This is a genomic window from Saccharopolyspora sp. ID03-671 (assembly GCF_045278815.1).
Classification (GTDB): domain Bacteria; phylum Actinomycetota; class Actinomycetes; order Mycobacteriales; family Pseudonocardiaceae; genus Saccharopolyspora; species Saccharopolyspora ipomoeae.
In genome coordinates this window covers 4,228,134-4,241,426 of sequence record NZ_CP134054.1, presented here as the reverse complement: position 1 = coordinate 4,241,426, position 13,293 = coordinate 4,228,134, and the positions used below count along the sequence as shown (strand labels likewise).

Below are 13,293 nucleotides of genomic sequence, written 5' to 3'. Positions count from 1 at the left end.
CCCCTGGCGGCCGTCACATTCCCTTTGGCGGGACCAACTGCAGGTACAGCGTCGTGAGGATGAAGTTCACCGCGAACAGCAGCAGGAAGGTGATCACCACCGACTGGTTCACGGCGTCCCCGACGCCCTTCGGACCCGGTGGCGGGTTCAGGCCGCGGAAGGCGGCCACCACTCCCGCCAGGAAGCCGAAGATCAGGGCCTTGAGCTCGCTGATCCACAGGTCCGGCAGCTGGGCCAGCGCGTTGAAGCTGGCCATGTACGCACCCGGCGTACCGCCCTGCATGATCACGTTGAACGTGTAGCCGCCCATCACGCCGACGACGCTGACCATGCCGTTCAGCAGCACGGCCACCAGCATCGCGGCCAGCACCCGGGGCACCACGAGGCGCTGGATCGGCGAGACGCCCAGCACCTCCATCGCGTCGATCTCGTCGCGGATCTTGCGCGAACCCAGGTCCGCGCAGATCGCCGAGCCACCGGCACCGGCGATCAGCAGCGCCGTCACGATCGGGCTGGCCTGCTGGATGATCGCCAGCACGCTCGCGGCACCGGTGAACGACTGCGCGCCGATCTGCCGGGTCAACGACCCCAGCTGCAGCGCGATGACCGCGCCGAACGGGATCGACACCAGCGCGGTCGGCAGGATCGTGACGCTGGCGATGAACCAGCACTGCTGGATGAACTCGCGGATCTGGAACGGACGCGAGGGCATGGCCCGCACGATGTCCATGCCGAGTGCGAACAGGCGGCCCGTCTGGCGCAGCCCGCCGGCACCGGGGAACTGCACCCGGGACGCGCTCACTGCTCACCTCGCTTGCGGCCGAACCAACGCCGGCGGCCACCCGCCGACTCCGTCTCCTGCTCCGCCTGCAGACCGCCCGGCCACACCGGCTCCTCCTGCTGGCGCGGGTGCGGCGAAGGCCGCTGCTGCTGCGGAGGCTGGGACTGCTGGACCTGGGGCTGCTGGGGCTGCTGGGCCTGGGGCTGCTGCTGCGGGAAGCTCTGCGGCGGCGGGGCCTGGCGCTGCTGCGGCTGGGCCTGCTGCGGCTGGGGCTGCTGCGGCTGGGGCTGCTGCGGCTGGGGCTGCTGCTGGGGCCACGAACCCGTCGCCGGGGACTGGAAGCCGTAGAGCGCCAGCTCCTCCGGCGTCAGGCTCTTGAGGATCTCCTCTTGCGCCGAGGGGTTCAGCGAGCGCAGCTGCCGCAGCACGCGGTCCTTGCGGCGGTGCACCGCGGAGCGGTCCGGCAGCCCGGGGCTGACCTCCAGCTGCGGCATCATGTGCGGCACCTTCGGCCGACCGTGCTTGGCCAGCTCCGCCTCGACCAGCGCGCTGTCCTTCTCCTCGCTCATGCCGATCGGCCCGTCGGGACGACCGTTGAGGAACTGCACGACCACGGGCTCGTCGGAGGTCAGCAGCACCTCGCGCGGCCCGAACATCACCAGGTTCCGGCGGTAGAGCATGCCGATGTTGTCCGGCACGGTCCGCGCGGTGTTGATGTCGTGGGTGACGATCAGGAACGTCGCGTCGATCTGCGCGTTGAGGTCGACGATCAGCTGGTTCTGCACCGCGGTCCGGACCGGGTCCAGACCCGAGTCCGGCTCGTCGAACAGCAGGATCTCCGGGTCCAGCACGAGAGCGCGGGCCAGACCGGCGCGCTTCTTCATACCGCCCGAGATCTCACCGGGGAGCTTGTCCTCCGCACCGATGAGCCCGACCATCTCCATCTTCTCGAGAACCACGTTGCGGATCTCGGACTCGCTCTTGCGCGTGTGCTCGCGGAGCGGGAAGGCGATGTTGTCGTAGAGGTTCATCGAACCGAACAGCGCGCCGTCCTGGAACAGCACGCCGAAAAGCTTGCGGACCTCGTAGAGATCACTTTCGGAACAGGTGCAGATGTCCGTTCCGTTGATGATCACCTGACCCTCGTCCGGCTTGAGCAGACCCACCAGCGACTTCAGGAACACCGACTTACCGGTGCCGGAAGGCCCGAGCAGCACGCTGATCTCGCCCGGGGGCAGATTCAGCGAGACGTCCCGCCAGATGGTCTGCGGGCCGAAGGACTTCGAGAGCCCGTCGACAACCACCTCGACGCCCATCCGAACCTCCGCGTCCTCGATTACACCGATTCCGGGGACGACATTCCCCGGAGAAGCACCCTTGCACATGTGACGCGCTTAACGAAGGTAGTTGGCGTCACACCTATGCAACGAGCACGACGCAGCAGGGTTACTCATGAGTTCACTACAAATCAAGTGACCCGCAGACATACGTCCGAAAAAAGATGGTTGTTTCCGTCCTCAGGAAAAGAGAACGGGCACCCGCAACAGCGAGTGCCCGTTCTCTTACTGTGAGTCCTCAGACCAGAAGTAGGTCTTCGGCCCCAGAGCCGTGAGTCAGAAGGCTCACTTGATGACGACCTTGGCGCCGGCCTCTTCCAGCTTGCCCTTGGCCTCCTCGGCCTTCTCCTTGTCGACCTTCTCCAGGATGGCCTTGCCGGACTCCTCGACCAGCTCCTTGGCCTCCTTCAGGCCCAGGCCGGAGACGATCTCGCGAACGACCTTGATGACCTGGATCTTCTTGTCGCCAGCGCCCTCGAGGATGACGTCGAACTCGTCCTGCTCCTCAGCGGCGGCGGCCTCGCCACCGGCGGCCGGGGCCACGGCGACCGCGGCCGGGGCGGCGGCGGTGACGTCGAAGGTCTCCTCGAACTGCTTCACGAACTCCGACAGCTCCAGGAGGGTCATCTCCTTGAAGACGTCCAGCAGCTCGTCGTTGCTCAGCTTCGCCATGTCGGCGTTCCTTTCTGCTCAAAGCCCGGGCACCGGCGGCGTCCGGGAAGGGGTTTCGCGCGAAAGACGTTCCTGCGGCCCACTTCGGCGGCGCGCTCTCACGCACCGTCCACTGCGGACTGCGGAGAGCCTTACTCGCCCTTCTTCTCCTGAAGGGCAGCGGCCATGCGAGCCACCTGCGACGCCGGCGCCTGGAACAGCGCGGCGGTCTGGTTCATCTTGGCCTTCATCGCGCCGGCCAGCTTGCTCAGCGTGACCTCGCGCGAGTCGAGATCGGCGATGCTCTCGACCTCGGACACGGACAGCGGGCGGCCGTCCATGTACCCGCCCTTGACCACCAGGTTCTGGTTGCCCTTGGCAAATTCCTTGATGGCCTTGGCAGCGTCGACCGGCTCGCCCTCGACGAAGGCGATCGCGGTCGGACCGACGAACAGGTCGTCGAGGCCCTCGACGCCCGACTGCTCGGCGGCACGCTTGACCAGCGTGTTCTTCGCGACACGGTAGCTCACGTTCGAACCGAGCGCGCGTCGCAGCTCAGACAGCTGAGCCATCGAGAGACCGCGGTACTCGGTCACCACGGCAGCGGTGGAGTTGTTGAACTTCTCCGCGATTTCGCTGACCGCATCGACCTTGTCGGACTTCGCCATGTCGCCTCCTCTCTGTTTCCGACTGCGGCAGACCTAGCCGGTCAGAGTCGGCCCTGAGACGACGAAACGCCCCGGCGCAGGGCAGCACGGGGCGTGAAGAACGATGTCGCGCGCACGAAACGCGCTTCACCAGCCTCGGACCTCCTGCGCGGGTCGCCCGCATCTCACGGGACCTTCGTTCCTCGCGGCCCGTCGCCGAGCGTGGAGGAAGACCAGCGGTCTTGGGTGGAACCTCCTCAAGAGTACTGGACCCGGTGCGGGCGCTTCCACCGACCCCCCGCTGCCCGGCATCATGTGTGCGTGGCTGATCAGCGGGAACCGCGCTCCGACAACCTGCCCGAGATCGTCGACGCCGAGGTCGTCGACGTCGCCGAGACCGACCGGGCCGCCGAGTCCGACCGGGCCCCTGAACCGCCCCCGCGCCCCCAGGCGCCGAAGACCGCCGAGGACGCGGAGTACCAGGAGTTCTTGGAGTTCAAGCGGTTCAAGGAGTGGCAGGCCGCCCAGGGCGGCGGCGCAGCGGGCGCCCCGCAGCCCGAGAAGCCGTGGTGGAAGAAGGCTCTCGGGACGCTCCGGTACAAGTGGGTCCGCCGGATCCTCTACGTGCTCATCGCCCTGCTCCTGCTGAACCTGGCCTACGACCACTACTTCGGCGACGGCGGCGGCTCGTCGAGCGGCGGTGGCACCGGCGGCAGCGCCCCGGTGGACGCGGTCCCGATGACCGCGCAGAACCCGCAGCAGGCCATCCGCAGCGTCCACAACTACCTGCGCGCCGAGCCGCCGGAACAGGCCTGCGCGCTGTTCGACGCCCAGGGCAAGGCCGGGTTCGGCAGCGCTCACGGCGCGCCCGGCGACTGCACCGCGGCCGCCCGGGCGGTGCACGCGCAGATCACCGATCCCAACGCCTACGCGAATCCTGGATTCGGCCACGACGCGATCGTCGAAGCCGGTTCCGAAGCGCAGGTGCTCGGTTGCCGGATGCAAGTCACCGGCGGTCCGCAGCTCGGCACGTTCAAACTCACCAGGACTCCGCAGGGCGGTTGGACCATCTCGGCCTACGCCCGCACCTCGTCCGCCTGCCCGTGAATTCCACCGGCCCGGAAATGGGTGAATCGCGAGTGACCGGCTCGGCACCCGCCGTCACCATTTCCGGGCCGAGAAGTTTTCCGCTGCAATTGACCGGGCAAAAAAGATATCGATCTTGAGCCCGCTCGGGAAAACGAGAAAAAGAGGGCGAGCGCTCCAGCGAGCGCTCGCCCTCTTTTCTCAGATGCGGTGTTCCGGTCAGGCGGAAGCCGGCGCGCGCGTGGCGGCCGGGTCCACCGGGATGCCCGGGCCCATCGTGGTCGTGAAGGTGACCTTCTTCAGGTACCGGCCCTTCGACGCCGACGGCTTGGCGCGCAGGATCTCGTCCAGCGCGGCCGCGTAGTTCTCCACCAGCTTGTCGGTGTCGAACGACGCCTTGCCGATGATGAAGTGCAGGTTGGCCTGCTTGTCGACGCGGAAGTTGATCTTACCGCCCTTGATGTCCGCGATCGCCTTGGTGACGTTCGGGGTGACGGTGCCGGTCTTCGGGTTCGGCATCAGGCCGCGCGGGCCGAGCACCCGAGCGATCTTGCCGACCTTGGCCATCTGGTCCGGGGTGGCGATCGCCGCGTCGAAATCGAGCCAGCCGCCCTGAATGCGCTCGATCAGGTCCTCGGAACCAACCGCGTCCGCGCCGGCGGCCTCGGCCTCAGCGGCCTTGTCGCCGGTGGCGAACACGATGACGCGGGCAGTCTTACCAGTGCCGTGCGGCAGGTTCACGGTGCCGCGGACCATCTGGTCTGCCTTGCGGGGGTCGACGCCGAGTCGCAGAGCGACCTCAACGGTGGCGTCGTACTTGACCTTGGCGGTCTTCTTCGCCAGCTCGGCGGCCTCGGCCGGGGTGTAGAGGCGCTCCCGGTCGACCAGCTCGGCCGCCTGCTGGTATGCCTTGCTGCGCTGTGCCATGTCTGTCCTTGAAGTCAGTGTGGATCAGTTGTGGTTGGTCGGGCCGCGCGAGCCCTCCCACTGCCCTCTCGCGCCGGTGGGACCGGCAGCGGATCAGGCCTCGACCGTCAGGCCCATCGACCGAGCAGTACCGGCGATGATCTTCGCGGCCTGGTCGATGTCGTTGGCGTTGAGGTCTTCCATCTTGGTCTGGGCGATCTCCTTGACCTGCTCCATGGAGACCTTGCCGACCTTGGTCTTGTGCGGCTCGCCGGAGCCCTTCTGCACGCCGGCGGCCTTGAGCAGCAGCTTCGCGGCCGGCGGGGTCTTCAGCTTGAAGTCGAAGGACCGGTCTTCGTACACGGAGATCTCAACCGGCACGACGTTGCCACGCTGAGCCTCGGTGGCCGCGTTGTACGCCTTGCAGAACTCCATGATGTTGACGCCGTGCTGACCCAGCGCCGGGCCGACCGGCGGAGCCGGGTTGGCTTGGCCGGCCTGGATCTGCAGCTTGATGATCCCTGCCAGCTTCTTCTTCTTGGGCGGCATGTTTGCTTCCTGTGTCTTCGCTATCCGGTTGCTCGGCGACGCCGGAAGGCGGCACCGAATCTGGCGAGACCACGAGACGGTGGAATCGCCCCTGCTGCGCGGGTCCTGCCAGGTCCGCGCGCAGCCCGCCGCGCTCCCGCGACCGGGAGAGCGGTCAGAGCTTGGAGACCTGGTCGAACGAGAGCTCGACCGGGGTCTCGCGGCCGAAGATCGACACCAGCACCTTGAGCTTCTGGGCGTCGGCGTTGACCTCGTTGATGGTGGCCGGCAGCGTCGCGAACGGGCCGTCCATCACCGTGACGGACTCGCCGACCTCGAAGTCGACCTCGACCGCGGTCTTGGTCGCCGCGGCGGCCTGGCCGCTCGGGGCCTTCTTGCCCGCCTCCGGCTTCTTCTCCTCGACCTGCGGGGCGAGGAACTTCAGCACGTCGTCAATGGTCAACGGCGACGGCTTGGAGGTCGCACCGACGAATCCGGTCACACCCGGCGTGTTGCGCACGGCGCTCCACGACTGATCGTTGAGATCCATCCGGACCAGGATGTAGCCGGGCAGCACCTTGCGCTGCACCATCTTACGCTGGCCGTTCTTGATCTCGGTGACCTCTTCGGTCGGCACCTCGACCTGGAAGATGTAGTCCTCGACGTCGAGCGTCTGAGCACGGGTCTCGAGGTTGGTCTTGACCTTGTTCTCGTAGCCCGCGTAGGAGTGGATCACGTACCAGTCGCCGGGCGCGCGGCGCAGCGCGGCGCGCAGCTCCTCGACCGGGTCGGCCTCTTCGGCCTCGTCAGCGGCGTCCCCGGAAGCAGCGTCCTCGGAGTCGGCTTCCTCGGAGGTGGCGTCGGCGTCGGTGGTGTCACCGGCCTCGTCGGCGGAGTCGGTGTCCGCGGAATCGACTGCGCCGGCCTCTTCAGCCTCGACGGACGCGGCCTCGGCTTCGGCAGCCTCGGGCTGCACCTGCTCGTCGGTGAGGCCGGTGGCTTCCTGGGAGGTCTCCTCGTGCGAGGTCACAGTCGGTCTCGCTTCCTCTCGTGCGTTGCGTGCCGGGTCGTCATTTCGCCGCCGGCACCACTTAGGCGGGCCCGGAGGTTCAGCCAGTGCCGAACAGCCAGCCCACGCCCTTCGCGAAGAGCACGTCCACGCCGGCGACGAACGCCACCATGATGCTGACGAACACCAGCACCACGAGCGTGTAGGTCATCAGCAGCTTGCGCGTCGGCCAGATGACCTTACGCAGCTCGGCGACGACCTCGCGCAGGAAGCGTCCGATCTTCCGGAACAGCGAAACCCGACCCTGCCGGCCATCCCGCGAGGGCGTCGGCCGACCCTTCGACTCAGTTGTGCGCGCCGGACCGGAGTCCGACCCGGAACGGGCGGAGGCACGACGCTCGCGACGCGCCGCAGCGCTGGACGGACGTGCGCCTTCGCGCTCACCGTCTTGGCCCTGCTCGCGGTCCTCGCTCACGACCATCCTCCGCTCACCGTCGCATCGACGCAGGGGTGACAGGACTTGAACCTGCAACCTGCGGTTTTGGAGACCGCTGCTCTGCCAATTGAGCTACACCCCTCTGCGGCCCGTGGAGCCCGACCGCAAAGTCGGGACGCCCTTGACCATCCCTGGAACTCGGGGTTCCAAGGTGCTCGGGCATCCCAGGTTCGAAAGTGTACGGCACGACCGGAACGCTCCTCCAACGGCACCCCCCGTGTTGGCGGGAAGACGACTTCGCCGCTGGTGAGCGCAGGGTGTCACGCCGCGACACGCACCGTGGCGGACGCCCCGCCGAGCACGCCCTGATCCGCCGACTTCGCGGTGATGGCGACCTTCACCGTGCCGTCGTCGTTGATCTTCGCGACCTTGCCGCTGAGCTCCACCGTCGCGCCCTCGTCGTCGTCCGGGACGACGACCGGCCGGGTGAACCGGACGCCGTAGCGCACGATCGCGCCCGGGTCGCCGGTCCAGTTGCTCACCAGCCGCCCGGCGACGGCCATCGTGAGCATCCCGTGGGCGATCACGTCGGGGAGGCCGACGCCGGTGGCGAACCGCTCGTTCCAGTGGATCGGGTTGAAGTCCCCCGAGGCCCCCGCGTACCGGACGAGGTCCGAGCGCACGAGCGGCACGCTCAGGCCCGGCAACTGGTCGCCCACGGAGATCTCCGACAGCTTCAGGCTCACGCTTCAGGCCCCCTCACGACCAACATCGACGTGGCGGTGCACACCGGCTCGCCGTCGGTGGTGGCGATCTCGGCGCGGACGGTCAGGAAGTCGTTGCCCGCGCGCGTCTTGATGTCGTCCACGTGCGCCACCGTCACCAGCCGGTCGCCGGCCCGGATCGGGCGGTGGTGGACGAAGTCCTGCTGGCCGTGCACGACCCGGCTGTAGTCGAGCCCGAGCTGGTCGTCCTCGACGATCTGGTCCTGGGCGGCCATCGAGAGGATCACCGCGAAGGTCGGCGGGGCGATCACGTCGGGGTATCCCGCGGCCTTGGCCGCGTCCACGTCGACGTGCAGCGGGGAGTCGTCCTTGATCGCGCGGGCGAACTCGCGGATCTTCTCCCGGCCCACCTCGTAGGGCTCGGTGGGCGGGTATTCACGTCCGATGAATGACTGGTCGAGCGGCACGCGGGAAGGCTACCCGGTCGCCTTTGAAGCGGCGGAGCCACTTTCTCCTCCACCACCTGAGGCGCCGGCACCGCCGCGGGTTCTGATCGGCCGCCACGCAGCAGGACCGCTGACCCGTCCTGAGAACGAGAAGAGCCCGTCCCCAGGAGGGAACGGGCTCTCGAAGGCGTTCGCGAAGGAACCGCTGGTGTCAGCGGGTCTCCTTGTGGAGCTTGTGCGTGCCGCAGTTCATGCAGAACTTCTTCATCTCCAACCGGTCCGGGTTGTTGCGCCGGTTCTTGTTGGTGATGTAGTTGCGGTTCTTGCACTCCTCGCACGCCAGCGTGATCTTGGGTCGAACGTCGGTGGCGGCCACGGGGGTGCCTTTCTCTCGGTCGTTACTGGGCGGTTCGCTGGACAGATCCTCGCGAACCCGTGACTGGTAGCGGTGGCCGGACTTGAACCGGCGACACAGCGATTATGAGCCGCTTGCTCTACCGACTGAGCTACACCGCCATGCCGAGGACGCGGTGTGAACCGGTTGCCTCAAGCGACGCAGGATATCCCACGCAAAACAGCCACAGCACCCAGTTTACCGAGCACCGCAGCTGTCTTTCGAGCCCCAATACGGAATCGAACCGTAGACCTTCTCCTTACCATGGAGACGCTCTGCCGACTGAGCTATTGGGGCGTTTCCTTGCGGAACGGGTAGAACTTTACACACCGCCCGAACCCCTGCGAACAGGGGGGTACCTTTTCGTGAAACCGCAGGTCACAGCCGCCTTTTCAGCCAGCGCCCCACCGGATCGGGTTACGCGGGTCATCAGTGCAGGAGTGTGAGCACGGTCTCCTCGCGACTGCCGCGGTCGCGCTTGGTGCGGGCCTGCAGCCACGCCTCGAAACGCTCCTCGGACAGCGGGCGGGAGATCAGGTAGCCCTGGGCCACGTCGCACCCCATGCCGACCAGCTGATCGCGCGCGGCGTCGTCCTCGACGCCCTCGGCCACCACCGCCAGGTCCAGCGAGTGGCCGAGCTCGACGATCGTGCGGACGACCGCCAGGTCGCTGAGATCGGTTCCCATGCCCAGCACGAAGCTCTTGTCGATCTTGACCTCGTCCACCGGCAGCTGCCGCAGGTAGGCCAGCGACGAGTAGCCGGTGCCGAAATCGTCCACCGCGAGCACCACGCCCATCGCGTGCAACCGCCGCAGGACCGGCAGGGACCGCTCCTTGTCGGCCATCACGCTGGACTCGGTCAGCTCCAGGGTGAGCAGCTCTGGCGGGATGTCGTGGCGCTCCAGCGCCTCGGCGACCCGGTCCGGGAAGGTCTCGTCGGCGAGGTTGCGCACCGACAGGTTCACCGCCACCGACATCCGCAGCCCGCGGTCGAGCCACTGCCGGATCTTGATCAGCGCGCACTCCATGACGAACGCGGTGAGCGCGTCTACCAGGCCGGTGGCCTCCACCAGCGGCACGAACTCGTCCGGGTCCAGCCGCCCGTACTCCGGGTGCGACCAGCGCACCAGCGCCTCGGCGCCGACGACCTGGCGCTCCGGGAGCGCCACCTTGGGCTGGTAGTGCACCTCGACCTGCCCGGTGTCCAGCGCCTGCCGGAACTGGGTGACCAGCTGGAAGCGCCGCAGGAAGACCTGCCCCATCGCCGGGGCGTAGCAGCGGACGCCGTCCTCGCCGTTGCGCGCGGCCCGCACCGCCACGTCGGCGTGCTGCAGCAGCGTGTCCACGTCCGTCTCGGCCTCGCCGTCCTCCGGATCGGACGAGGCGTAGCCGGCGACCCCGGCGGCCTCGACGACGATCCGGTCCAGCGGGTAGGACATCGCGATCACGTCGCAGAGCTTCACGGCGACCTCGTGCGCCTGCTCCTCGGTGTGGTCGAGCAGCAGCACCGCGAACGAGTTCGCCTCCAGGCGGGCCAGCGGCGCGTCGCCCAGGGCCTCGCGCATCCGCTGCCCGGCTGCGACGACCATCCGGTCGCCCCAGGTGTAGCCCAGCGCCTCGCTGACGGTGGTGAGCAGGTCCAGGTCGACCCGCAGCACCACGGCGGCGCGGCCGCTGCGCAGCTCCTCACCGGAGATCTCGCGGAAGCCGGTGCGGTTGAGCAGCCCGGTCAGCGGATCGTGGTAGGCGTCGTGCCGCAGTCGCGCGAGCAGCCTGCGGTTGTCCATCGCGGTGGCCAGGTGGCTGGCCAGGGTGTGCAGCAGGCGCACGTCGGCGCGGCCGAACCCGCGCCAGCGGCTGACCCGGTCGTGCACCTCGACGGCGCCGAGCAGCTGGCTGGCACCGCGCAGCGGCACCACCAGCGCCTCGTAGGCGCCGCGCTGCCGCAGCACGCGGCGCACCTCCTCGGGCGCTTCGAGGGTCCGGAAGGACCGCACGTGGCTGCCCGGCAGCTGCAGCAGCGGGTCGTCGCGCAGCGCGTCGGGCGCGGCCTGCACCGCGGCGTCCGGCAGAGCTTCACCGGCGACGAGCGTGGTGACCTCACCGCGCGGGTCCAGCCGGAGCCGCAGCACGACCCGGGTGGCGTTGAGCTGCTCGCGGATCCGCTCGGCGACCGGTTCCCACTCGCCCACCGGCACGGCCTGCTCGCCGACGGGGTCGGGAGCGGCGGGCGCGCCCTGCCCGGAGCGGGCCACGCTGAGGCTGACGTCGCTGAGCGCCTCCAGGTCGCGCTGCTCGCGCAGCAGGTCGGAGTAGGCGCGGTAGAGGCCGATCACCGCGACCGCGACGAGGCCGACGAGCAGCCAGCCCCACGGGGTGCCGATGGCGACCTCGTAGCCGATGAGGCCGACGGAGGTGTTGAGCAGGCCGACGGCGAGGGTGCGGCCGGCCAGCCGCGCACCGGCGGCGACCTTCATCGCACCGCCGAGCACGGTCAGCGCCGCCAGCGCGAAGCCGCAGCTGATCAGCGGCGAGGTCAGGGTGCCCAGGACCGGGCCGAACCAGTCGGGGGCGACGCCGACGAGGGCCGCGTTGACCAGGTTGGCGACCGCGAACGGCACCGCGATCTCCAGGCACAGCACACCGGCGTTGTAGACGACGTGGGTCGCCGCGCGCCTGCCCACCTGGGCGCCGAGCCCGGCCAGCAGGTTCGCCGCGAGGACGACCTCGAACGGCGCGGTGAGCAGGCCCAGCAGCAGCGGGATCTCGGTGAAGGAGATCGTCCAGCCGACGCGCTTGACGTCGACGTCGATGGTCAGCTGCTCGGCGAGCAGGAACCCGACCGCCAGCAGCGGGCCGATGAACAGCAGCTCAGGGCTGTACCGCCCGGGCGAGCCGCCCGCGGTGAGCAGCGAGACGAGGATGCCCGCCGCCAGCACCACGAACGAGAAGATCGCGAACGTCCGGCGTCGGACCGGATCCACTTCGGCTCTGACCGGAGGCCTGGCTGGTTCCAGACCGGAATGCGGACCAAGGGAGCGGTGACGCTCGATCATCCACGCTCCTCCCGCTGGCGATACGGCCGTACCACATGTGTCCGTCCGCCGATCGTGACGCACGAGAGCACGGATGGCCAGGGTCGAATGGTCGCGCCAGGGCACTCCGGATGCACGCATCAGATGAGTTCAACCGGCCGGTGGCGTGGTTCTTCGTTCCGCCAGAAGCACTCTGACCTGCGAAGATTGAACCGATCAAGTGGAATCGGAAGATACGCTTGCGCTCAGCGGCGCCGGTGAACAACTTTGTGAGGATCACCGCAACAACACCACACGCCGGTAACGGTACGTGTTCGGTCTGACCACAAGAGGTCATCATTGGAGATCGAACTCGTCCAGGAAGTCACGCACAGCACGGTCGAGGTCGGCCAGCCCGGACTCCTCGACGGGCAGGTGACCGGCCCCGCGCAGGGCCGCCGACCGGGTCGGCGCGGCGATCCGGTCGAAGAACGCCTCCGACAGCAGCGGCGGCGTCCACCGGTCCTCGTCGGGGTGGGCGAGCAGCAGCGGCGTGCCGGTGAAGCGCTCCGGCGGCAGCGCCGGGGCGGTCGCCAGGCAGCTGCGGGCGAAGCGCAGCGAGAGCCAGCCACCGCCGGCGAGCTCGTCGGCCCACACGAGGTTGGCGTACTGGGACTGGTTGGACACCGCGGCGATGTTGACCAGCCAGTGCACCGGCACCCGCGCCGCCGACAGCGGCGGCCGCACCAGCGACAGCAGCCCGGACCAGCGCGCCATCTCGGGCCGCGCCGCCAGCACCCGCCGGACCTCGTCGCGGCTGGGATCCACGAGGCAGGTGGTGATGACGCCGTCGACCTGCGTCGTCGCGGCGACGTCGTAGGCGAGCCTGCCGCCGGTGCTCACGCCGAGCAGCACGATCGGTCGCGAGTCGCGTTCCCGCTCGCAGCGCACCAGGTCGCGCACGCAGTCCAGCCAGTCCGCGTAGGTCGCGCCGAGCAGCGGGGCGCCGGTGAGACCGAATCCGGGCAGGTCGGGGGCGATGTACTCCAAGTCGGCCAGCGCGGGCAGCCTGCCGTAGGGCGCGAGCATGCGGCCGTAGGTGCCGACGCCGTGCAGCGCGATGACCTTGGCGGGGGCGTCGAGGCGGTCGACTCGGTCCACGTGCACCTTGAGCCCGCGCCACCGCCACCACTGCTCGTCGGGCGCGTTGTCGGCGCTCAGGCGCAGCGCGCCCGGGAAGAACGCCTGGTAACGCTGCCAGTGCAGGTGGTCGCGGTAGCCGGGGCCGACGTCGGTGGCGGACCCTGGGGTGGATGGAGCGCTCGAAGGCAC

General features: G+C 68.8%; 14 protein-coding genes and 3 tRNA genes. 1 reads left to right on the top strand and 16 read right to left on the bottom strand.

Annotated elements, in window-relative coordinates; genetic code table 11:
- Positions 1–13: 13 nt before the first annotated feature.
- The 4 genes from REH65_RS19630 to rplJ all read right to left on the bottom strand — a co-directional run bounded on the left by REH65_RS19630 (position 14) and on the right by rplJ (position 3,437).
- Positions 14–802 (bottom strand): ABC transporter permease, encoded by a 789-nt coding sequence (locus REH65_RS19630; protein WP_324266226.1) that lies wholly within the window; start codon positions 800–802, stop codon positions 14–16.
- Positions 799–2,097, bottom strand: coding sequence for an ABC transporter ATP-binding protein (locus REH65_RS19625; protein ID WP_406688607.1), 1,299 nt, complete (start codon positions 2,095–2,097; stop codon positions 799–801). The genes REH65_RS19630 and REH65_RS19625 overlap by 4 nt, the downstream gene beginning before the upstream one ends.
- A 306-nt stretch (positions 2,098–2,403) precedes the next feature.
- Complete coding sequence (gene rplL, locus REH65_RS19620) at positions 2,404–2,790, bottom strand: 50S ribosomal protein L7/L12 (protein ID WP_093414235.1); 387 nt, start codon at positions 2,788–2,790, stop codon at positions 2,404–2,406.
- A 131-nt stretch (positions 2,791–2,921) separates the two neighbouring features.
- Positions 2,922–3,437: a 50S ribosomal protein L10 gene (rplJ, locus tag REH65_RS19615; RefSeq protein ID WP_281455414.1), complete on the bottom strand. Its 516-nt coding sequence runs from the start codon at positions 3,435–3,437 to the stop codon at positions 2,922–2,924.
- Positions 3,438–3,737: 300 nt separating this feature from the next.
- On the opposite strand from rplJ, the gene REH65_RS19610 reads away from it, so the two are divergent.
- Positions 3,738–4,523 carry a hypothetical protein gene (locus tag REH65_RS19610; RefSeq protein WP_406688606.1) on the top strand — a complete coding sequence of 262 codons (786 nt, stop codon included), beginning with the start codon at positions 3,738–3,740 and terminating at the stop codon, positions 4,521–4,523.
- Positions 4,524–4,721: 198 nt separating this feature from the next.
- Here REH65_RS19610 and rplA read toward each other — a convergent pair whose 3' ends face one another.
- From rplA to REH65_RS19550, 12 genes are all read right to left on the bottom strand, one after another.
- Positions 4,722–5,429: a 50S ribosomal protein L1 gene (gene rplA, locus REH65_RS19605; RefSeq protein ID WP_281455416.1), complete on the bottom strand. Its 708-nt coding sequence runs from the start codon at positions 5,427–5,429 to the stop codon at positions 4,722–4,724.
- Between the two features lie 93 nt (positions 5,430–5,522).
- Complete coding sequence (rplK, locus tag REH65_RS19600) at positions 5,523–5,957, bottom strand: 50S ribosomal protein L11 (protein WP_406688605.1); 435 nt, start codon at positions 5,955–5,957, stop codon at positions 5,523–5,525.
- A 154-nt stretch (positions 5,958–6,111) separates the two neighbouring features.
- Positions 6,112–6,966, bottom strand: coding sequence for a transcription termination/antitermination protein NusG (gene nusG / locus REH65_RS19595; protein ID WP_406688604.1), 855 nt, complete (start codon positions 6,964–6,966; stop codon positions 6,112–6,114).
- Between the two features lie 79 nt (positions 6,967–7,045).
- On the bottom strand, positions 7,046–7,420 hold the full coding sequence (gene secE, locus REH65_RS19590) for a preprotein translocase subunit SecE (RefSeq protein WP_281455419.1): 375 nt from the start codon (positions 7,418–7,420) through the stop codon (positions 7,046–7,048).
- 30 nt (positions 7,421–7,450) lie between these two features.
- A tRNA-Trp gene (locus REH65_RS19585) sits at positions 7,451–7,523 on the bottom strand.
- A 178-nt stretch (positions 7,524–7,701) separates the two neighbouring features.
- On the bottom strand, positions 7,702–8,127 hold the full coding sequence (locus REH65_RS19580; protein WP_406688603.1) for a MaoC/PaaZ C-terminal domain-containing protein: 426 nt from the start codon (positions 8,125–8,127) through the stop codon (positions 7,702–7,704).
- The gene (locus tag REH65_RS19575; RefSeq protein WP_281455421.1) at positions 8,124–8,573 is read right to left on the bottom strand and encodes a MaoC family dehydratase N-terminal domain-containing protein; all 450 of its coding nucleotides are present in this window, start codon (positions 8,571–8,573) and stop codon (positions 8,124–8,126) included. The genes REH65_RS19580 and REH65_RS19575 overlap by 4 nt, the downstream gene beginning before the upstream one ends.
- Before the next feature lie 190 nt (positions 8,574–8,763).
- The gene (gene rpmG / locus REH65_RS19570; RefSeq protein ID WP_132621563.1) at positions 8,764–8,928 is read right to left on the bottom strand and encodes a 50S ribosomal protein L33; all 165 of its coding nucleotides are present in this window, start codon (positions 8,926–8,928) and stop codon (positions 8,764–8,766) included.
- A 64-nt stretch (positions 8,929–8,992) separates the two neighbouring features.
- Positions 8,993–9,068: transfer RNA gene (locus REH65_RS19565), tRNA-Met, on the bottom strand.
- A gap of 102 nt (positions 9,069–9,170) precedes the next feature.
- Positions 9,171–9,243 (bottom strand) — tRNA-Thr (locus REH65_RS19560).
- 132 nt (positions 9,244–9,375) lie between these two features.
- Positions 9,376–12,003, bottom strand: coding sequence for a bifunctional diguanylate cyclase/phosphodiesterase (locus REH65_RS19555; protein WP_281455422.1), 2,628 nt, complete (start codon positions 12,001–12,003; stop codon positions 9,376–9,378).
- A 315-nt stretch (positions 12,004–12,318) separates the two neighbouring features.
- On the bottom strand, positions 12,319–13,293 hold the full coding sequence (locus REH65_RS19550) for an alpha/beta hydrolase (RefSeq protein WP_406688602.1): 975 nt from the start codon (positions 13,291–13,293) through the stop codon (positions 12,319–12,321).

What these genes read in the sequence shown, in the direction of transcription:
- REH65_RS19625 (WP_406688607.1), bottom strand. Translation starts at nt 2,097, where the DNA reads ATGGGCGTCGAGGTGGTTGTCGACGGGCTCTCGAAGTCCTTCGGCCCG.
- rplL (WP_093414235.1), bottom strand. Translation starts at nt 2,790, where the DNA reads ATGGCGAAGCTGAGCAACGACGAGCTGCTGGACGTCTTCAAGGAGATG.
- rplJ (WP_281455414.1), bottom strand. Translation starts at nt 3,437, where the DNA reads ATGGCGAAGTCCGACAAGGTCGATGCGGTCAGCGAAATCGCGGAGAAG.
- rplA (WP_281455416.1), bottom strand. Translation starts at nt 5,429, where the DNA reads ATGGCACAGCGCAGCAAGGCATACCAGCAGGCGGCCGAGCTGGTCGAC.
- rplK (WP_406688605.1), bottom strand. Translation starts at nt 5,957, where the DNA reads ATGCCGCCCAAGAAGAAGAAGCTGGCAGGGATCATCAAGCTGCAGATC.
- REH65_RS19555 (WP_281455422.1), bottom strand. Translation starts at nt 12,003, where the DNA reads ATGATCGAGCGTCACCGCTCCCTTGGTCCGCATTCCGGTCTGGAACCA.